Below are 19,805 nucleotides of genomic sequence, written 5' to 3' on the forward strand. Positions count from 1 at the left end.
AATTTCACTTGCATGAGCACTGCCGTTTGGAGCTTAAGGATATTTGTTCTACGAATAAAGCATAGAGAAGAAAACCAGCGCTTACATGAAAAGATCACCGACAGTCTTGGCAAATCAATGGGTCACAGGCAGTGCGCAACCAGTCCGGCCGGCGCCAGGCGCTTTCCGCACACGGCCCCGGTGACGCCAAGTAAAATAGCGCTTTGTCCGCTTCCTTTTTGTTGCCTCACCAGCAACCACCCCTCCATGCTGCGTATTAACGAACTCAAACTCCCCCTGAACCACCCTGAACCCGCCCTGCGCGAGGCCATCCTGGCCCGCCTGGGCGTATCTGGCGCCGACCTGGTCGACTTCAGCGTCTACAAGCGCAGCTACGATGCGCGCAAAAAGGCCGCCATCGTGCTGATCTATTCGATCGATGCCGAGGTGCGCAACGAGGCGGCGGTGCTGGCGCGCCTCAAGAACGACCAGCACGTGATGCCCTCGCCCGACGTCGACTACAAGTTCGTTCAGGTGGGCAAGCCGGCCCCTGGCACCCCGCGTCCGGTCGTGGTCGGCACCGGCCCCTGCGGCCTGTTCGTGGCGCTGGTCCTGGCGCAGATGGGCCTGAACCCGATCATCCTCGAGCGCGGCAAGATCGTGCGCGAGCGCACCGTCGACACCTTCGGCTTCTGGCGCAAGCGCAAGCTCAATACCGAGTCGAACGTGCAGTTCGGCGAAGGCGGCGCCGGCACCTTCTCGGACGGCAAGCTGTACAGCCAGATCAAGGATCCGCTGCACCACGGCCGCAAGGTGCTGACCGAGTTCGTGCGCTTCGGCGCACCGGAAGAGATCATGTACGTCAGCAAGCCGCACATCGGCACCTTCCGCCTGGTCAAGATGGTCGAGCAGATGCGGGCCGAGATCATCCGCCTCGGCGGCGAGATCCGTTTCGAGACGCGCGTCGACGACGTGCTGATCGAGGAAAGCGGCGGCGTGCGCCAGGTGGTCGGCGTGCGCCTCGCCAGCGGCGAAGAGATCCCTACCCGCCACCTGACGATGGCGATCGGCCACAGCGCGCGCGACACCTTCCAGATGCTGTACGACCGCGGCGTGTACATCGAAGCCAAGCCGTTCTCGATCGGCTTCCGGGTCGAGCACCCGCAGTCGCTGATCGACGTCTGCCGCTTCGGCCCCAACGCCGGCAACAAGCTGCTCGGCGCGGCCGACTACAAGATCGTGCACCACGCATCCAATGGGCGCTCGGTCTACAGCTTCTGCATGTGCCCGGGCGGCACCGTGGTTGCCGCATCGAGCGAGGAAGGCCGCGTCGTCACCAACGGCATGAGCCAGTATTCGCGCGCCGAGCGCAACGCCAACAGCGCGATCGTGGTCGGCATCACGCCCGACGACTATCCCGGCCACCCGCTGGCCGGGATCGACTTCCAGCGCGAGCTCGAATCGCGCGCCTTCGTGCTGGGCGGCGGCACCTACGACGCGCCAGGCCAGCTGATGGGCGACTTCGTCAAAGGCAGGCCGTCGACCGAATTCGGTTCGGTGGTCCCCTCGTTCCGTCCGGCCGTCCACCTGACCGATCTGGCGACCTCGCTGCCTGATTATGCGATCGTGGCGATGCGCGAAGCCTTCGTCGCCTTCGACAAGCAGATCAAGGGCTACTACAAGGAAGACGCGGTGCTCACCGGCGTCGAGACCCGCACCTCGTCGCCGATCCGCATCAAGCGCAATAACGACGACCTGCAAAGCCTGAACACGCGCGGCCTGTTCCCGGCCGGCGAAGGCGCCGGCTACGCCGGCGGCATCATGTCGGCCGCGGTGGACGGCATCCGCGTGGCCGAGGCGGTGGCCACAGCGATGGCGGCCAGGTGAGTGGACAGATGCGCGGCCACGCCGCCACCGGCGCCCAGGGCGTCGCCGCGCCCGCGCTGGCCATCCTGGGTTCGCTGGTGTCGGTCAATGCCGGCGCCGCATGGGCCAAGGGCCTGTTCCCGGCGGTCGGCAGCGCCGGCGTGGTGGCGCTGCGGGTCGGACTGTCGGCCCTGATCCTGCTGGCCATTGTGCGGCCATGGCGCTTTCCGCTGCGCCGCGCCGACCTGCCCAATCTCGTCATCTACGGCGTGATGCTGGGGGCGATGAACCTGTTCATCTACCGCGCGTTCGAACGCATCCCGCTCGGGATCGCGGTCGCGATCGAAGTCACCGGGCCGCTGGCGGTGGTGATCCTGTCCTCGCGCCATGCGCGCGACTTCCTGTGGGTGATCCTCGCCGGCGCGGGATTGTGGTTGCTGCTGCCGGTGCCTGACGCATCCGCCACGACTGCGGCCGCGCTCGACCCGGCCGGCGTGGCCTATGCGCTGGCGGCGGCGTTCTGCTGGGGGATGTACATCGTGTTCGGCAAGCGGGTGTCGACCCTGGACGGCGGCCAGGCCGTGTCCTGGGGACTGCTGGCGGCCTGCGTGTTCGTGGTGCCGTTCGGCGTGACCCATGCCGGCGGCGACCTGCTCTCGCCCGCGGTGCTGGGCGGCGGCCTGGCGGTGGCGCTGCTGTCGTCGGCCCTGCCCTACACGCTCGAGATGAAGGCCCTCAAGCGTCTGCCGCGGCGCGTGTTCGGGATCCTGGTCAGCGCCGGTCCCGCGGTGGCGGCGCTGGCGGGCTTCCTGCTGCTGGGCGAACGGCTCACGACCTTGCAATGGCTGGCGATCGCCCTGGTGACGCTGGCCTGCGCCGGCGCCGCGGCGACCGCCGGCCGGCGCTGATCACAACCAGCCGGCCTTCCTGAACCGGCGGTACAGGTAGGCGCACACGCCCACCATGGTGAGAAGCGCCAGCGGATAACCCCACTTCCACTTCAGCTCCGGCATGAACTCGAAGTTCATGCCCCACACCCCGGCAAACGCCGTGAACACCGCGAAGATCGCGGCGTACGAGGCCAGCTTCTTGCTGACTTCGTTCTCCTCGATCGCCACCATCGACAGGGTCACCTGGATCGCGGTGTTGATCGTGTCGCGCACCGCGTCCAGGCGGCCGGCGATGCGGTACAGGTGGTCGTGCACGTCGCGGAAGTAATCCTGGGTCTCGAGCACCACGCCCGGCACCCGACCGCCGTACAGGCGGCCGACGGCGTCCATCAGCGGCACCACGGCGTGGCGGAGTAGCTGCGCCTTGCGCTTGAGTTCATACAGGCGCTCGACGTTGGCGCGCTGCTTGCCCTGCATGCCGAAGATGTGGTCCTCGATCGATTCAAGCTCGGATTCGAGCATGTCGACCACCGGGAAGTAGCGGTCCACCACGGCGTCGACCAGGGCGTACAGCACGAAGCCGGCGCCCTTTTTGAGTTGATGCGGCTCGCGCTCGGCGCGCGCGCGCACGCCCAGGAAACCCTGGTTGGCGTCGCGCCGCACCGACAGCACGTAGTTCTCGCCGGCGAACACGGCCAGCTGGCCGACGTTCAGTTCGTCCCCGGCCAGCTCCACGATCTGGACCACGACGAACAGCGAGTCGCCGTACTCCTCGAGCTTGGGCCGCTGGTGGCCGCGCAGCGCGTCTTCCACCGCCAGTTCGTGCAGGCCGAATTCTTCCTGCATCACGGAGATGTCGGCGGGGGCCGGGTCGCGCAGGGCGACCCAGACGAAGGTGTCGTCCTGTTTCAGGTATTCGCTGATATCCTCGACCGGGATATCGGAGAGTTTCTTGCCTTCCTGGTAGGCGACGCAGTTGATCAGCATGGGGTGAAAAGGTAGAGCGGGCGATGCAGGAGCTTACACCACCCGCCGCACTTTTCACCATCAGACTTCACTGCGACGCTATTCTTCGCGCGCGCCGTCGATCCCCAGTTCCACGATCTTGCGCGTGATGGTGTTGCGCCCGATCCCGAGCCGCATCGCCGCGTCGTTCTTGCGTCCGTGCGTATGCTTGAGGGCCGTCCTGATCAGGGCCGATTCGAACTGGCGGCCAAGGATGTCCATCACGTCCATCTGCCCCGCGCTGAGCATCCCGGCGGCCTGCAGTTCGAGCAGGTCGATCCAGCCGTCGGGCGATTGCGGCGCCTGCGCCGCGACCTGCATCACATACCCACCCGCGCCGATGCCGCCCAGCGCCGGTCCGCCTGCGCCCGCCCCCACCACGCCATCGGCCAGCGGCACCGGACTGGCCTGTGCGCCGGCCTGGCCCTGGGTCAGGTCGCGCGGCAGGTCCTTGATCTCGACCGTCTGGCCGGGCGCCATCACGGTGATCCAGTTGCACAGGTTTTCCAGCTGGCGCACATTGCCCGGCAACTCGAGGCCGGACAGGAAGCGCATCGCCTGCTCGCTCATGCGCTTCGGTTCGACGCCCAATTGGTGTGCGCTCTGCACCAGGAAGTGGCGCGTGAGGATCGGGATGTCGTCGCTGCGCTCGCGCAAGCTTGGCAGGCGCAGGCGGATCACGTTCAGGCGGTGATACAAGTCTTCGCGGAACAGCCCGTCGCGCACGCGCTGCTCGAGGTTCTGGTGGGTGGCGGCGATCACGCGCACATTGGCCTTCACCGGCTGGTGGCCGCCGACGCGGTAGAAGTGGCCGTCGGACAGCACGCGCAAGAGGCGCGTCTGCAGGTCAAATGGCATGTCCCCGATCTCGTCGAGGAACAAGGTGCCGTCCTCGGCCTGCTCGAAGCGGCCGCGCCGCATGGCCTGGGCGCCGGTGAAGGCGCCGCGCTCGTGGCCGAACAGTTCGGATTCCAGCAAGTCCTTCGGGATCGCGGCGGTGTTCAGGGCGATGAAGGGCTGCGCCGCGCGCGGGCTGTGCTTGTGCAGCGCGCGCGCCACCAGCTCCTTGCCGGTCCCCGACTCGCCCGTGATCAACACGGTCACATTCGATTGCGACAGGCGGCCGATGGCGCGAAAGACTTCCTGCATCGCCGGCGCATGGCCCAGGATCTCGGGTGTCTCGGCCGGCAGCGCCTCGACGCTGGCTTCGCGCAGGCTTTCCTCCAGCGCGCGCCGGATCAGCGCCACCGCCTTGTCGATGTCGAAGGGCTTGGCCAGGTAGTCGAAGGCGCCGCCCTGGAACGAGGAGACCGCCGAATCGAGGTCCGAGAAGGCGGTGATGATGATGACCGGCAGGCCGGGATGGCGGGCCTTGACGGCCTGCAGCAGGTCGATGCCGGATTCGCCCGGCATGCGGATGTCCGATACCAGCACCTGCGGGGTATCGGTTTCAAAGGCGGTCAGGGCCTCGCGCGCGTTGGCGAAGCTGCGGGTCTCCAGGCTCTCGCGCGCCAGGGCTTTTTCGAGCACCCAGCGTATCGATGCGTCGTCGTCGACAATCCAGATTGGTTTCATGTATTCGTGCTTCCCGCAACATGGATTCAATAAAGGACTGGTCGGCGCCCTGCCGCCCGCGCTTATGGCAGGGGCAGCAGGATACGGAAATCCGTCAGTCCAGGCCGGCTTTCGCACTCGATCACCCCCAGGTGCTGCTGCACGAAGGTTTGCGCCAGCGTCAGCCCGAGGCCGCTCCCGCCGTCGCGCCCGGATACGAGCGGATAGAAAATGCGGTCGCGGATATCGGGCGCGATGCCCGGTCCATTGTCGATGATATGCAAGTCTAATGCCAGCCCGTAACGGACCTTGGCCAGGGTGACCTGGCGCGCCACGCGGGTGCGCAGGACAATCTCGGCATCGCCCTGGGCCATGCGGCTGGACAGGGCCTGGGCGGCGTTGTGGGCAATGTTCAGCACCACCTGGATCAGCTGCTCGAAATCGCCGCGAAATTCCGGAATCGAGGCGTCGTAGTCGCGCTTGATCGTCAACCCTTGCGGGAATTCGGCCAGGATCAGGCTGCGCACCCGCTCGCACACTTCATGGATATTGACGTCGCCCACGATGTGGGGTTTGCGGTGTGGCGCCAGCAGGCGGTCGACCAGGGTCTGCAGGCGGTCGGCTTCCTTGATGATCACCTGCGTGTATTCCTGCAGCTCGAGCAGGTGGTGCGGCGGCAGTTCGAGTTCCAGCAACTGGGCCGCGCCGCGGATGCCGCCCAGCGGGTTCTTGATCTCGTGCGCCAGGTTGCGGATGAGTTCCTTGTTGGCCTGGCTCTGGTCGAGGATGCGCTCCTCGCGGTCGAGCTTCAGCTGCTGCACGTTCTCGCGCAGCTCGATCAGCAAGGTGCCGTCGCCCAGCGCGCTGACGATGCTGTTCACGTGCAGCGGCTCGCGGTTGTTGCGCTGCAGGGTCAGGTCCTGGCGCAGGTCGGCGTACTGGTGGGCCAGCGCCTGGCCGATCAGGGCGGCCAGCTCGGCGCCGTTCTGGAACAGTTCGGGCAGGCGATGGCGCTGCAGCGACTTGAGCGACAGCTCCATCAGGTTCTCGGCGGCGGCGTTCGCATACAGCACTTCGCCGTCGGCGCCGGTCAGCAGCACGGCCGAGGCCAGCAGGTCGAGGCCGGCGTAGCGCGCCGGATCGGCCGCGTCGAAAGCGGGCGTCTCGTTCATCGGTGGCAGGGTCATCTGATATTGCCGATCTCGCGCCGCAGCGCCTCGATATTGCGTTCGGTACGGCTGATCTCGTCGCGCATCGAGGCCACCCGCTCCTGGTACTTGGCGTAGTTGCGTTCGTTGCCCTGGCGCTCGGGCTCGCCGTTATTGAATTCCTTCCTGAGGTCGGCCAGCTTGCGTTCCTCGATGCGCAGCTCGTCGCCCAGGATCTCGCGCCGCTCGTCGTCGCGCGCGCGCTGCACCACATTGTCCACGCGCGGGAAGCTGGACGGGGTGCTGGCGGCGGCCGGGGCGGGCGCGCTTGCCGAACCCGATCCGCCGGACGAACGCGGGGCCGGGATGGGCGCGGAGGCGGCCGGCGGCGAACTGTAGCCGGTATCGATCAGCTGGCACTTGCCGACCTTGGTGTCGGTGTACAGCGGGCGGCCGTTGGCGTCCATACAGCGGTAGATCTGGGCCTGGGCCGAGGCGCACAACAGCAGGGCGAACATGGCCACGGCGCCGTGAAAAACGATGTTTGTCATTCCTATCACTCGGTAGCTGGCATCGGCGAAAAGATGCATTGTAGTCGCGCCCGACTATACCCGAAGCAACAAAAAACGCGGGGAAAGCCATCGCTTTCCCCGCGTTTCATGGCATCGCCGTGGAGCTTGGCGATGCGTAGGCACAACATCTTGCCAACTGATTACGACGAGTAGTACATGTCGAATTCGGCTGGGTGCGGGGTCATGCGCAGGCGCTGCACTTCGTTCATCTTCAGCTCGATGTAGGCATCGATCATGCTGTCGCTGAACACGCCGCCGCGGGTCAGGAACTCGCGGTCCTTGTCCAGGGCTTCCAGCGCTTCTTCGAGCGAGGCGCACACGGTCGGGATCAGCTTGTCTTCTTCAGGCGGCAGGTGGTACAGGTCCTTGGTCGCGGCTTCGCCCGGGTGGATCTTGTTCTGGATGCCGTCCAGGCCCGCCATCAGCAGCGCGGCGAAGCACAGGTAGACGTTGGCCAGCGGATCAGGGAAGCGGGTCTCGATGCGGCGGCCTTTCGGGTTCGCCACGTGCGGGATGCGGATCGAGGCCGAACGGTTGCGGGCCGAGTAGGCCAGCTTGACCGGGGCTTCGTAGCCCGGCACCAGGCGCTTGTACGAGTTGGTGCCCGGGTTGGTGATCGCGTTCAGCGCGCGGGCGTGCTTGATGATGCCGCCGATGTAGAACAGCGCGGTTTCCGACAGGCCGGCATAGCCGTCGCCTGCGAACAGGTTCTTGCCGTCTTTCCAGATCGACTGGTGCACGTGCATGCCCGAGCCGTTGTCGCCGTTGATCGGCTTCGGCATGAAGGTCGCGGTCTTGCCGTAGCTGTGGGCCACGTTCCAGATCACGTATTTCAGGTTCTGGGTCCAGTCGGCGCGCTCGACCAGGGTCGAGAACTTGGTGCCCAGCTCATTCTGGCCGGCGCCGGCCACTTCGTGGTGGTGCACCTCGACCGGGATGCCCATCGATTCGAGGATCAGCGACATTTCCGAGCGCATGTCCTGGAACGAATCGACCGGCGGGACCGGGAAGTAGCCGCCCTTGACGGTCGGGCGGTGGCCGCTGTTGCCGCCTTCGAATTCCTTGTCGGTCGACCACGACGCTTCTTCCGAGTCGATCTTGACGAAGCAGCCCGACATGTCGATCTTCCAGCGGACCGAGTCGAAAATGAAGAATTCAGGTTCCGGGCCGAAGTAGGCGGTGTCGCCGATGCCCGACGATTTCAGGTAGGCTTCGGCGCGCTTGGCGATCGAGCGCGGGTCGCGGTCGTAGCCCTTGCCGTCCGACGGTTCGATGACGTCGCACTGCATGAACAGCGTGGTCTCTTCCATGAACGGGTCGAGGTTGGCGGTGCTCGGGTCCGGCATCAGGAGCATGTCCGAGGCTTCAATACCTTTCCAGCCGGCGATCGACGAACCGTCGAAGGCGTGGCCGGATTCGAATTTGTCCAGGTCGAAGTGCGACACCGGGACCGTGACGTGCTGTTCCTTGCCGCGGGTATCGGCGAAGCGTAAATCAACGAATTTGACTTCGTTGTCCTTGACCAGTTGCATTACATCTGCGGCGGACTTTGCCATTCGGAATCTCCTAATTGAAAAAAGGAAGTCGGGTCATGAGAACCGACAACTTGCATCATGTTGAAGCACGAAGCATGCCAACTTGGTGATATGCCACGTGCCAACTTGTTCGCATGAGGGCATGCGCAAATCGTTCTTGGGGGACGGGCCAGTTTACCCATAAAATCGCGTCGATCGACAGTCTTGTCGAAAGATTGTCAGCGCAGCTCGAATGCACCAATCAAGTGCACTTGCATCACGATGCACCATTTCAGAGCAGGATACACTGATCCACGGTGGTGCAGCACCAGCGAATGCCCAAAAACGGAACGAACATCATGACGACAGAAAATATTCTAGCGGCTGCGCGCCAGCGCGGCGCAGGCCAGCCCTATGCCGGTGCGGTGACGCCGCAGGAGGCGTTCGAGCTGCTCAAGAGCAGCCCGAAGGTCAAGCTGGTGGATGTGCGCACCAATGCCGAACGCGACTGGGTGGGCCGGGTCGCCATCCCCGACGCCCAGCATGCCGCGGTGCAGTGGGCCACCTATCCGGGCGGCGTGCCGAACCCGGACTTCGGCGCCCAGCTCGAAAAAGTCGCCAGCCCGGATGAAATCCTGCTGTTCCTGTGCCGCTCGGGCGTGCGCTCGCGCCACAGCGCCCGCGTGGCGACCGAACTCGGTTATGCGAATGCCTTCGACATCCTCGAGGGCTTCGAGGGCGACAAGGATGGCGAAGGCCATCGCAAGACCGTCGGCGGCTGGTGCAAGGCGGGATTGCCGTGGGTGGGTGCATGAGCGCGCAGGTGGCAGAAGGGGCAAGCAATCCCATGGAACGCCTGGTGGCGGCGCGCGAACTGGCCGACCAGGGGCAGTACGACGCAGCGCTGCAAGAGCTGACCTGGTTCCACGAGCATGCGCTGGAAGAGGATCCGTCGCTGGCCGGTGTGCGCCGTTCGTATGCGCTCGCCGACTGGGCCGTGCTGGCCGAAGCCCATCCGCCGGCGGACGCGGCGCTCGAGGCGGTGCGCGAACGCGGTACCGCCCTGCTGCTGGCCGGCCAGGGCAACCGCGACCACCTGCTCGACGTGGTCTCGATCGACCATGCGCGCGACCAGCCGGCGCGCACGCGTGACTTGTTCCTGCAGTTGGAAAAGGTGGCGCCGGCGCTGGCCGCCTCCTGCATCCGGGTCGTGCTGCCGCAGGTGATCGCCGCCGGCGACGCCGCGCTGGCCGAACGCCTGATGCCGAACCCGGAAGAGAACATCCGCCAGCATGCCGACTACCTGATGGACGCCTTCCGCGAGCGCCGCAAGCGTTTCACCAGTGCGCCCAGCATCCCGGCCGAGATCCACAACTATGTGCAGGACGTGAACGCCATCCTGGACGTGCTGGCGGCGCGCGGCCGGCACGCCGACGTGCACCGCCTGCGCCAGCTCGCGGCCGACGCGATTCCCGCCACCACCCTCCGGCGCGAGGTGCGCGCCGCACTCGTTCCCGGCGCGCCGGCGTGGTACGAGCGCGGCGTCCCGCGCCGTCGCAACGCGTAGGGTCGGCCCCGGCGGCCCCGTAAAACCGAAACCGCAAAACCGGGGTCAGGTCTGACATTCGGACACGTTCTCAGCCTTAAGCAGATCATTACAGCTCGAAAGGCTCGAGACAATCACGCTTCGGTTAAGGACTGCAGAGCCCGTGTCCGATTGTCAGACCTGACCCCAAAGTAACCCGTGACCCCACAGTAACCCGGCGTTGGCGGCCCCGTAAAACCAAAACCGCAAAACCGGGGTCAGGTCTGACATTCGCGCCCAGCATCCCGGCCGAGATCCACAACTATGTGCAGGACGTGAACGCCATTCTGGACGTGCTGGCGGCGCGCGGCCGGCACGCCGACGTGCACCGCCTGCGCCAGCTCGCGGCCGACGCGATTCCCGCCACCACCCTCCGGCGCGAGGTGCGCGCCGCACTCGTTCCCGGCGCGCCGGCGTGGTACGAGCGCGGCGTCCCGCGCCGCCGCAACGAACGGCTCAGTTAGGGATCACCTTAGACATCACCTCAGGCATCACCTCAGGCATCACCATCAGCTGGAGTCCCGAGGCCGTGCCCGGCGCGCGATACACGCGCTGGGTCGCCTTCCTGAAGTCTTCCGGCTTCGCATCGGGAATGCGCATGAAGGTCTGCGGATTCAGGTCGATCAGCGGGAACCACGAGCTCTGCACCTGCACCATGATGCGGTGGCCGCGGCGGAAGGTGTGGTTCACCGACCCCAGCTCGTAGCTGATCGCTTCCACCTTGCCGGGCACGAAGGGCTCCGGCGTCTGGTAGCTGTTGCGGAACTTGCCGCGCAGCGGATTGCCGCGCACCAGCTGCTGGTAGCCGCCCAGCTTCAGGGCCGGCGGGGCGACGTCGCTGCCCGCGCGCGGCGCCGCCGGCGTCGGATAGTCGGCCGGATAGACGTCGATCAGCTTCACCACCCAGTCGGCGTCAGTGCCGGTGGTCGAGACGAACAGCTTCGGCAGCACGGGGCCGGCAACCGTGACGTCTTCTTCCAGCACCTCGCTCTGGTACACCAGCACGTCGGGACGGGTCGCGGCGAAGCGCTGGTCGGACACCATGTACTCGCGCGGCACGCCCTGCGCGGGGTAGCCGATGTAGGGCACTGGACGCTTCGGATCGGCCACGTACTCGTCATAGCCCATACCGCCGCCGGCCGGCTGCTGCCAGGTCAGGCTGCCGTTGGCGTTGAAGTACAGGGTGCGCGCCCGGGCCGGCTTCGGCGGCCAGGCGTCGTAGCTGCGCCAGACATTGGTGCCCGTCTCGAACATGGTGACCGGCGCCAGCTCCGTGGCCGGCTTGATGCCTTTCAGGTGCTGCTCGAAGAACGGGAACTGGATATTGCGCCGGAAGTAGTCGCTCGTATTGGCGTCGAAGCGCACGTGGCCGAGCCGCGCGCCGTCGCCGCGCATCCAGCCGCCGTGCACCCATGGTCCCACCACCAGCTTGTTCACCGCGGCCGGATTGTGGCGCTTGACGGCATCGTGAACGGTGAACGGACCCTGGAAATCCTCGGCATCGAACCAGCCGCCCACGGTCAGCATCGCCGCCCTGACGTTCTTCATGTGCGGGCCGATGGCGCGCGACTGCCAGAACTCGTCATAGGTATCGTGCTCGATGTTCGGCATGAACAGCTCGCGCTGGCGCTCGCTCATCGTGCCCGCGATCGCGCCCAGCGTCAGGCGCTTCAGGAAGAAATCGTAGCCGTCGGCCTCGTCGTAATCGAAGCCGCCGCCCGAGGCCGACTTGGGCGATGGATTCGGCGCCGCGACGAAGGACGAGTAGAAGTCGAAGTTGGCGGCCAGCTTGAACGCGCCGCCATGGTAGGAATCGTCGCCCATGTACAGGTCGGCGATCGGCGCCTGCGGCGAAGCGGCCTTGATCGCCGGATGTGAATCGATCACGCTGGCGGCGGCGTAGAAGCCGGGATAGCTGATGCCCCAGATGCCGACCTTGCCGTTGTTGTTCGGGACGTTCTTGAGCAGCCAGGCAACGGTATCGTGCATGTCCCGGGCCTCGACGCCCTCCCCCTTGCCCAGCGCCGGCTTGGCGTGCGGCGTCATTTCCTGCCACGCGCCCTCGGACATGTGACGGCCGCGCACGTCCTGGACCACGAAGATGTAGCCGGCCTCCTCGAATTCGCGCGAAGGCCCGAGCGATTCCGGCATCCAGTCCACGCCGTAGCGCAGCGCTCCTTCGGCGCGTACGCCCGCGCTGTACGGGGTACGCTGCATCAGGAATGGGTAGGCGCGCGAGCTGTCCTTCGGCACGTAGACCGCGGTGAACAGGCGGGTACCGTCGCGCATCGGGATCCGGTATTCGTACTTGGTATAGGCTTCGCGCACGGAGCGCCTGGCGGGAGCGCCATCGGGCGCTGCCTGCATGCCGGCGGCAAAGGCCGGTGTAGAGACGGCATCCGGGAAATGAAGCAGGAGACCGAGGACGAGAGCGGACAGCGGACGGCGAATCATGACTTCCTTCGAGTAAAAACACTGGGGGCGCCAGTGTAATCGCAATCCGGAGCCGACAATTACTTTGCCAGGGGCGACGCTGCCGGCTCCTCTTCCTGCACGCCGCGGATACGCTCGCGCACCAGGTGGATGTGGCTGCGCAGGCGATACAGTTCGTCGGCATAGGCCAGCGGCACCGAGATGTGGTTGACCCGGTCCTCGAGCCCGTCCAGGCGCCGCAGCAAGTCCTTCCGCACCGTGTCGACCGGCTCCAGCCCGGCGTCTTCCAGCGCCTGCTCGATCGCGCGCAGCTCGCCATACCAGCGGTAGACGCGCGAGCGCACGCGCCACACGTAGATCGGCGGCACGATCTTCGACAAGGGGATCAGTAAGGCCGTCAGCGCCACCACCACGACCCACAGGCGCTCGGCCAGGTTGGCCAGCCAGAAGCTCATATAGCGCTGCATGAAGGGCGGCCCGTCGCGGTAATAGCGCGCCGCTTCCGGCGCCACCGGGATCTCGGTGTACTTCGGCGACGGGAACTGGCCCTGCTGCTGGAACCAGCCGGCGCCGCCGTGGATGCTGGTCGCGGCCTTGACCAGGAGGCCCACCAGGGCCGGATGGATTTCCTCGCGCGCCACCAGGGTCGCGGTCGGCGCGATCAGGTGGTAGTCCTGGGCCGGGATATTACGGCCCAGGTCGACGATCCCGCGCGGCAGCACCACGTGGGTCAGGAACGGCAGGCGCCGCGTATAGGCCTCGGCCTGGGCGAAGTCGAACAGCTTGACGCCGGGCGTCTGCAGCAGCATCTGGATCAGCGGCGCTTCCGGCGCCGAGGCAAACACCAGGCCGTCGATGCGGCCGGCCAGCAGCTCCACCGTGGCCGGCGTGTTGGCCAGGTCGCCGATCTGCAATTCCGGCGGCGCGATGCCGTTGGCGTCGAGCACCTGGCGCAGCAGGCGCGGCACGCCGGTGCCCTCCGGCCCCAGGTTGATGCGCTTGCCGCGCAGGTCGGTCAGCTTCGTGACCCTGGCCTCTTCGCGCAGGAACAGCCAGACCGGCTCGGTGAACAGGCTGCCCAGCGACACCAGTTCCTGGCGTTGGGCGGCGTCGCCATCGTCGGCGTTCATGGTATCGCCGTCGGTCGAGCCGCTCTGCACGAAGGCGACGTCGGCCTCTCCCGCCAGCAGGCGCTGCAGGTTATCGCGCGAGCCGAGGGTCGGCTGCAAGGTCACCTTGATGTCGTCCCGCGCGAGCTGGCTGGCGTACTGCTTGCCGAAGCTCTCGTAGGCGGAATTCTCCTGGCCGGTGGCCAGGCGCAGGGTGCGCGGCGGCGCCGGATCGACCCACCAGTAGGCCAGCAGCAGGGCCGCCGCCACCATCAGGATGGTGGGGCCGGAGGCCACGACCAGGTCCCGCAGCGAGACGATGGAAAAATTCTGCAGCCGCGCGCGCAAGCCCTTGCCCGACGCGCCGCCGCCCTCTCCCGCCGGCTTCAACGCACGCACTGGCGCTGGGCCGCCGCCGGCGCCGCACCCGTGGCCGGCGCCGGCGGCGCCGGCTCGATCATCGGCATCAGGCTCGGCGCCAGCGTCACCAGCAGCTGCACCGGCAGCGCGCTCGTGAAGTCATAGTGTTCCGACTGCGGGCCGTGCACATAGGCCGTCATGCTGCCGTAGAAGCGTTCGCCGATATTGAAGACAAACGTCGCCGAACGGTTCACGTAGCGCGATTCGATCAGGCGGCCGCCGCGCGCATACACGTCGAAGCGCTGGTCGCCGGTGCCGGTCTTGCCGCCCAGCGCGATCACGCTGCCGTCGGCCTGGACGAAGGCGGTCTTGACGCGCTTGGCGGTGCCGTCCGAGACCACGCCCTGGATGGCGTCGGCCACGGTGCGCGCGACTTCCGGCGCCAGCACCTGCTCCTTGCCGCCGCCCTTGTTGCGCTTGACCAGGGTCTCGTATGGCGTGTCCTTGGCGAAGTGCAGCGAATCGATGCGTTCGATGGGTTTGCGCACGCCGCCGTTGACGATGATGCCCATCAGCTCGGCCAGCGAGGCCGGCCGGTCGGCCGAGGCGCCCAGGGTGGTCGCGAACGACGGCACCAGCGAATCGAAGGGGTAGCCCATCTTCTTCCACTGGGCGTGGATCTTGAGGAAGGCCTCGACCTCGAGCAGGCCGGCGATGCGCTTGTCCTGGGCGTTCTTGCGGCTGGTCTTGAACAGCCACTGGTAGACTTCCTGGCGCTCCTTGACGCTGGCGGCCGTCACCTCGGACCAGCTGGCCTTGGGATGGGTGCGCAGGTAGCTCACCAGCCACAGTTCGAGCGGGTGCACCGAGGCCACATAGCCGCGGTCGGCCAGCGACATATTGCGCGGATCGTACATCTCGTACATCTTGGGGATGCGTTCCGGATCGACCTCGTTGCTCGAGGGCAGGGTGGCGTTGATGAAGGCGCCGAACTGGTCGAGCGTGGCGTTCGGCGCCACCGTGCGGTGGGCCGCGGCCAGCTTCGAGGCCAGCGGACGCACGCCCGAGAACAGCAGCGCCTCGACTTCAAGCGGGGTCTTGCCCTTGTACTTGTTCCAGAACTTGGCCAGGAAGTCCTTGCCTTCGTTGTCGGCGAAGCGCGCCAGGTAGGCGGCGCGGCGCGGATCGTTGGCGTCGGCCAGCAGCTGGGCCGAGGAACCCGGCAGCTGGAACATGTAGTAGCGCACCACGTCGCGCATCATGCGCACGAACACCAGGTTCGTGGACTGGCGCAGGGCCTGGTGCACGTCCATGATCTTGCTGTCGTCGAGCTTGCTGAAGTTGCCGAAGGTATGCAGGCCGCCGCCGGTCATGAAGCGTTCGCCCGGGCTGGCCGAGTAGCGGCGCGCCATGGCGGCGTCGAGCATGGGTTTCAGGCCGCGGTCGGCGCCTTCCGGCAGGGTCTGGAAGTATTCCAGCGCCCATTGCGACATGCGGTCCTTCGGATCGACCTCGACGCCGTGCAGGCCGATCTTGTCCAGCGGCTCGAAGCGCTTGTGCAGCTGATCAACAATGTCGAGATAGGTCACCAGCGTGCGCAGCTTGGCGGTCGAACCGAGGTCGAGCTTCGCGCCCTCGTTGATGTCGAGCGGCTGGTCGTAGTTGTCGGTCTGGACCCGCAGGTAATTGACGTGCTCGCCCCGCTCCATCAGCGTGAAGCTGTACACCACCTGGGCCGGGTCGCCGTTGCCGAGCAGGCCCTTGCCGGTGAGGCCGGCCGCCTTGGCGTGCTCGGCGTCCGACAGCTGGCGCAGGGCCGCCGTCACCGCCTGCTGGGCATTGCTGTCCAGGGTCGAGACCACCGACAGGTCGAGACGGTCGACGTTGTACAGGCGCGAATCGCCGATCAGGTAGCCGAGGTGGTTGCGCACCGCATTGGCCGCCTTGCGCGACACGAAGGCGTCGGCCGGCGGCGGCGCCACGCCGCTGTGCAGCGCCGGCTGCAACTTGACGGCCAGCGCGGCGTCGCGCAGCTGGGGCGAGATCACGCCGGCCTGGGCCAGCACGCGCAGGTGGCTGTCGGTCAGGATCTCCAGGTCGGGTTCGCCGGCGCCCAGGTAATAGGCCGGGCGGCGCTGGGCGATCATTAGGGACAGCGCCTCCTTGTAGGCCAGCACCGCGTCGGGGCTGGTCATCGGGCCCTTCAGCATCCCGTTGACCTTGTCGAAGTCGCGGCCATACCAGACCCACAGGCCGTCGCCGATGCCGTTCACTTCGCCATAGCCGGACTTGGCCGACAACGGCACCGTGTTCAGGTAGTCGAGCACGATCTGGCGGCGCGAACCGGTGGTGTCTTCGCCGTCCTGGTAGGCGCGCAGGGTGGCCGAGGCCATCTGGATGATCTTGTCGGTGGTCGAGCTGGTGCGGCCCTCGGGCGAATGCCGGTATTTCTCGATCTGGGTCGCCAGCGTGCTGCCGCCGGCCACGCGGCCGCCGCCGCCCAGGCCGACGCTGGACAGCGTCTTGTCGAACACGGCCTTCGAGAAGCGGTCCCATTCGACCGCCGGGTTGCGGCGCGGATGGCTGGCGTCGAGCAGTTCGCGGTTCTCGATGAACAGCAGGCTCTGCACCAGCAGCGGCGGCGCGGCGTCGAACTTGTCGTAGAAGCGCTCGGGGAAGCGCGAGGTGAAGATCGGCTGCGAACGGCAATCGAGGATCTCGAGGCCGACCTTGGTCTTTTCGTGGTAGGTCGCGTACAGGCCCATGTCGGCCATCTTGACCATCTGCGGCGAGATGCGCGCCTGGGCGGCGATCGCGTAGTCGCGCGTCTTCAGGCGCTCGAGGTAGCGCGGCAGGCCGGCATAGCCGAGCCGGGTGTCATACGGACTGGCGGCAGGGAAACGGATCGCATTGCTGGGACCGTTTTCCATGCGATAAGTGAGCTCGCTGGCCATGTCGGCGAAGATTTTCGCTTGCAGGCGCGAAGTGCGCGACTCCAGCGCTGCCCAGGCCGCCAGCACGGCGGCCAGCAGCAGCAGGCCGAGCCACAGCCACAGCTTCCAGCGCCGCTTGCGCGGCGCCGGCTCGTCGTCGCCGGGCCCTCCCGACGGGCCGCCGGGGATGCCGCCATTGCCCGCCAGGTGCGGGAAGGCTTCGTACAGGGGGACGTCGTTGCCGCCGGCCGCGAGCGCAGGGGCACTCGCCGCGGCGGCCGGCGCGGCGGTGGCCGGCGCCGCTGCGGTGGACGCAGCGGCGTCGCCGAAGCTCGGCTCGCTGCGCTCGTCGGCAGCACGTTTGCCGGACACATTACTTTGCCGTCCGAGACGGCGAATACTTTCCATGATGGCTTAACCGGTCTGAATCAAAACGCTTGCAATCCCCGCCAACCTGCTCGCCATCCGCATTGCTGCTGGTCCGTTCGAGTGGTCGTGGTGTCAGTTAGTTCGCACGCTGGTGGTGCAATCCCACTCCATGTCGCACCGAACGTAGGCAATATTCCACCACATCAATACCGCGCAGGCGAGGCGCCATTTAACAAATTTGCTGCGCCTGGAATTTTTTCGCAAAAAAACAACGGGGTCTTGGCTGAGTGATATTGCCCAGTGCAATTCAGGCAACGTCATCCCTAGTTTTAACCACCAATATTTAACGCGCTGGAAATGCCGTCGGTGCACAGCCCTGGCTTGATCCAAGTCGAGATGCGAATCATGCGGGCTGTGTCGCCTGTTCCGCGCGCAGCTCTTCCAGTGCTTGCAGGCAGTAATACTGGAACCAGAGCCCGGCGAACAGGAAAATCATGACGTACAGCCACAGCGATACCAGGGCCAGGATCGGGAACAGCACGATCGACAGCACGGCGCCGCCCATCCACACGATGCCCGGCAGCGCGCCGGCCAGGCCGGTGGTGAAGCCGATGGCGAGCAGGGCCGGCCGGCGACGCCGCATCAGGGCCAGGCGCTCGGCCTGGCTGGCGTGGGCGGCCAGCGCGTCGTAGCTCATCACGCGCGACGTCACCCAGGCCCACAGGCTGGCCTGCACCAGCCAGGCCAGCGGCGGCACCGCGTACAGCGGCAGGGTGAACAGCCACAGCAGGGCGAACACGGCGGTGCTGCCCAGGTTGATCGCCACGCTGCCGAAGAAGGAACCGCCCTCCTTTTTCGCGAGCCCGGGAAACTGGCGCTTGCCCACATGGGTTTCGATGGCCGGCATCGCCGCCACGCCCACGAACAGCAGGGCCGAACCGATCATGAGCGGCAGCAGCAGCACGATCGCCAGCAGCGGCACCACCATCACCTTGAGCATGCCCAGGCCGACCATTTCCAGCATGCTGCCGCTGGTCTCGAAACCGCCGTAGTCGGCGAACATGCCGTGCAGCCAGTCCAGCATCGGCTGCAGGCCCAGCCACAGCGCCACGCCCCACAGGACGAGCGCCAGCAGCAGCGGCGCCAGCGACAGCAGCAGCATCCGGCCGCTGAACTGCGCGCGCAAGGCGCGCCGGCAGGCGGTCAGTACACCGTTCACGGTATTTTCCTTTGCGGCATGGCGTCTCCCGATGGCAGTTCGATGCCGTCATTCTACGGGATGACATCCGATGGACCCATCGACTACAATCGTCGTTCAATCTGAACAACAAGGAAGACCATGTCCACCATCACCACCGAATCCGGCCTGCAATACGAAGACCTCGTCACCGGCGAAGGCGCCGCGGCCAAGGCCGGCCAGCACGTCACCGTGCACTACACCGGCTGGCTGCGCAACGACGACGGCAGCCTGGGCGCCAAGTTCGATTCGAGCAAGGACCGCAACGACCCGTTCGAGTTCGCGCTCGGCGCCGGCCACGTGATCCGCGGCTGGGACGAAGGCGTGCAGGGCATGAAGGTCGGCGGTTCGCGCCGCCTGACCATCCCGGCCAGCCTGGGCTACGGCGCACGCGGCGCCGGCGGCGTGATCCCGCCGAACGCCACCCTGATCTTCGACGTCGACCTGCTGGCCGTCTGATCAGGATTGCCATGCGCCGTCCTGCGATGGCGCATGGCCCGGCCGTCCTCGGGGCGGCATTTGAACATCTCTTCTAAAATGCGGCCGGATTTCCCTTGCCCGCCTGTCTCCTGCGCTAAGATTCCTGCCGCATTGTCCAAGCGACAATACCGCAACCAACCATCACAGGAGTTTCCATGAGCTTGCAGGAACAGTTCAACCAGGCCCAGGCCGATTCGAAGAACCTGTCGGAGCGTCCCGACAACATGACCTTGCTGAAGATTTACGCGCTGTTCAAGCAGGGCTCGAGCGGCGACGTGACGGGCGAGCGCCCGGGCATGACCGACTTCGTGGCGCGCGCCAAGTACGACGCCTGGGCCGGCCTCCAGGGCACCTCGCAAGAGGAAGCCCAGCAGCAGTATGTCGACCTGATCGAAGAGCTGAAGGGCTGATCGCCCGCGCAGCACGTCGTGGCGTGGACGGCTTCGCCGTCCACCCAACGGGCCGGAACGGCGCCTACGCCGCGGCGGCGAAGGTCTTGCGCATCTTTTCCGCCACCTTGGCCTCGATGGCCGGCGCGAAGGCGCCCATGAAGAAGCCCAGGCGGATGCGCATCGCGGCGCGCTGGTCTTCCAGGGTCAACATGCCCTCCACCCCACTGCGCTCGAAGCGCAGCACATCGCCGTCCCACTTGCATTCCAGCCCGTATTCGGCCGCGATACGCTGCGCCACCTGCTCGGCTGCCGAACGCGCCGCGTCCGGGCTCAGGCTGTGCTGCTGGACGATGCTGATTTCCGCCATCTGACTGATCCT

Annotated in this window: 17 protein-coding genes; 7 read left to right on the forward strand and 10 right to left on the reverse strand. The window is 66.4% G+C overall.

Going from position 1 to position 19,805, the window contains the following annotated elements:
* Positions 1 to 246: 246 nt before the first annotated feature.
* Together DIR46_RS08200 and DIR46_RS08205 are read left to right on the forward strand one after the other, a co-directional pair.
* Positions 247 to 1,866 carry an NAD(P)/FAD-dependent oxidoreductase gene (locus DIR46_RS08200; RefSeq protein ID WP_109344802.1) on the forward strand — a complete coding sequence of 540 codons (1,620 nt, stop codon included), beginning with the start codon at positions 247 to 249 and terminating at the stop codon, positions 1,864 to 1,866.
* Positions 1,867 to 1,874: 8 nt separating this feature from the next.
* Positions 1,875 to 2,753, forward strand: coding sequence for an EamA family transporter (locus DIR46_RS08205; protein WP_205289152.1), 879 nt, complete (start codon positions 1,875 to 1,877; stop codon positions 2,751 to 2,753).
* On the opposite strand, the gene corA is transcribed toward DIR46_RS08205, so the two are convergent.
* The 5 genes from corA to glnA all read right to left on the reverse strand — a co-directional run bounded on the left by corA (position 2,754) and on the right by glnA (position 8,570).
* Positions 2,754 to 3,722, reverse strand: coding sequence for a magnesium/cobalt transporter CorA (gene corA / locus DIR46_RS08210; RefSeq protein WP_109344804.1), 969 nt, complete (start codon positions 3,720 to 3,722; stop codon positions 2,754 to 2,756).
* Between the two features lie 78 nt (positions 3,723 to 3,800).
* Positions 3,801 to 5,315 carry a nitrogen regulation protein NR(I) gene (gene ntrC, locus DIR46_RS08215; RefSeq protein WP_109344805.1) on the reverse strand — a complete coding sequence of 505 codons (1,515 nt, stop codon included), beginning with the start codon at positions 5,313 to 5,315 and terminating at the stop codon, positions 3,801 to 3,803.
* A gap of 62 nt (positions 5,316 to 5,377) precedes the next feature.
* Positions 5,378 to 6,466, reverse strand: a complete 1,089-nt coding sequence (gene glnL, locus DIR46_RS08220; protein WP_109347955.1) for a nitrogen regulation protein NR(II) — start codon at positions 6,464 to 6,466, stop codon at positions 5,378 to 5,380.
* An 11-nt stretch (positions 6,467 to 6,477) separates the two neighbouring features.
* The gene (locus DIR46_RS08225) at positions 6,478 to 6,993 is read right to left on the reverse strand and encodes a DUF4124 domain-containing protein (protein WP_109344806.1); all 516 of its coding nucleotides are present in this window, start codon (positions 6,991 to 6,993) and stop codon (positions 6,478 to 6,480) included.
* 161 nt (positions 6,994 to 7,154) lie between these two features.
* Positions 7,155 to 8,570 carry a type I glutamate--ammonia ligase gene (gene glnA, locus DIR46_RS08230; RefSeq protein WP_109344807.1) on the reverse strand — a complete coding sequence of 472 codons (1,416 nt, stop codon included), beginning with the start codon at positions 8,568 to 8,570 and terminating at the stop codon, positions 7,155 to 7,157.
* Positions 8,571 to 8,887: 317 nt separating this feature from the next.
* Here glnA and DIR46_RS08235 point away from each other — a divergent pair, with 317 nt between their 5' ends.
* From DIR46_RS08235 to DIR46_RS08245, 3 genes are all read left to right on the forward strand, one after another.
* Positions 8,888 to 9,343 (forward strand): rhodanese-like domain-containing protein, encoded by a 456-nt coding sequence (locus DIR46_RS08235; RefSeq protein WP_109347956.1) that lies wholly within the window; start codon positions 8,888 to 8,890, stop codon positions 9,341 to 9,343.
* A complete protein-coding gene (locus tag DIR46_RS08240; protein WP_162819480.1) occupies positions 9,340 to 10,095 on the forward strand; it encodes a hypothetical protein in 756 nt (251 codons plus the stop codon). Before DIR46_RS08235 ends, DIR46_RS08240 begins: the two co-directional genes overlap by 4 nt.
* 293 nt (positions 10,096 to 10,388) lie before the next feature.
* On the forward strand, positions 10,389 to 10,577 hold the full coding sequence (locus DIR46_RS08245) for a hypothetical protein (protein WP_109344809.1): 189 nt from the start codon (positions 10,389 to 10,391) through the stop codon (positions 10,575 to 10,577).
* Here DIR46_RS08245 and DIR46_RS08250 read toward each other — a convergent pair.
* The 4 genes from DIR46_RS08250 to DIR46_RS08265 all read right to left on the reverse strand — a co-directional run bounded on the left by DIR46_RS08250 (position 10,570) and on the right by DIR46_RS08265 (position 18,536).
* The gene (locus DIR46_RS08250) at positions 10,570 to 12,567 is read right to left on the reverse strand and encodes a CocE/NonD family hydrolase (protein WP_109344810.1); all 1,998 of its coding nucleotides are present in this window, start codon (positions 12,565 to 12,567) and stop codon (positions 10,570 to 10,572) included. The genes DIR46_RS08245 and DIR46_RS08250 overlap by 8 nt on opposite strands.
* A gap of 59 nt (positions 12,568 to 12,626) precedes the next feature.
* On the reverse strand, positions 12,627 to 14,045 hold the full coding sequence (locus tag DIR46_RS08255) for a TAXI family TRAP transporter solute-binding subunit (RefSeq protein WP_229446624.1): 1,419 nt from the start codon (positions 14,043 to 14,045) through the stop codon (positions 12,627 to 12,629).
* Positions 14,042 to 17,356 (reverse strand): transglycosylase domain-containing protein, encoded by a 3,315-nt coding sequence (locus DIR46_RS08260; protein ID WP_109344811.1) that lies wholly within the window; start codon positions 17,354 to 17,356, stop codon positions 14,042 to 14,044. Before DIR46_RS08260 ends, DIR46_RS08255 begins: the two co-directional genes overlap by 4 nt.
* A 364-nt stretch (positions 17,357 to 17,720) precedes the next feature.
* On the reverse strand, positions 17,721 to 18,536 hold the full coding sequence (locus DIR46_RS08265) for an EI24 domain-containing protein (RefSeq protein ID WP_109344812.1): 816 nt from the start codon (positions 18,534 to 18,536) through the stop codon (positions 17,721 to 17,723).
* Positions 18,537 to 18,656: 120 nt separating this feature from the next.
* Here DIR46_RS08265 and DIR46_RS08270 point away from each other — a divergent pair, with 120 nt between their 5' ends.
* Positions 18,657 to 19,013, forward strand: a complete 357-nt coding sequence (locus tag DIR46_RS08270) for an FKBP-type peptidyl-prolyl cis-trans isomerase (RefSeq protein WP_109344813.1) — start codon at positions 18,657 to 18,659, stop codon at positions 19,011 to 19,013.
* Positions 19,014 to 19,189: 176 nt separating this feature from the next.
* Positions 19,190 to 19,444, forward strand: coding sequence for an acyl-CoA-binding protein (locus tag DIR46_RS08275; RefSeq protein ID WP_109344814.1), 255 nt, complete (start codon positions 19,190 to 19,192; stop codon positions 19,442 to 19,444).
* Positions 19,445 to 19,508: 64 nt separating this feature from the next.
* On the opposite strand, the gene DIR46_RS08280 is transcribed toward DIR46_RS08275, so the two are convergent.
* A complete protein-coding gene (locus DIR46_RS08280; protein ID WP_109344815.1) occupies positions 19,509 to 19,793 on the reverse strand; it encodes a polyhydroxyalkanoic acid system family protein in 285 nt (94 codons plus the stop codon).
* Positions 19,794 to 19,805 lie beyond the last annotated feature (12 nt).

It is taken from the genome of Massilia oculi (genome assembly GCF_003143515.1).
Lineage (GTDB): Bacteria > Pseudomonadota > Gammaproteobacteria > Burkholderiales > Burkholderiaceae_D > Telluria > Telluria oculi.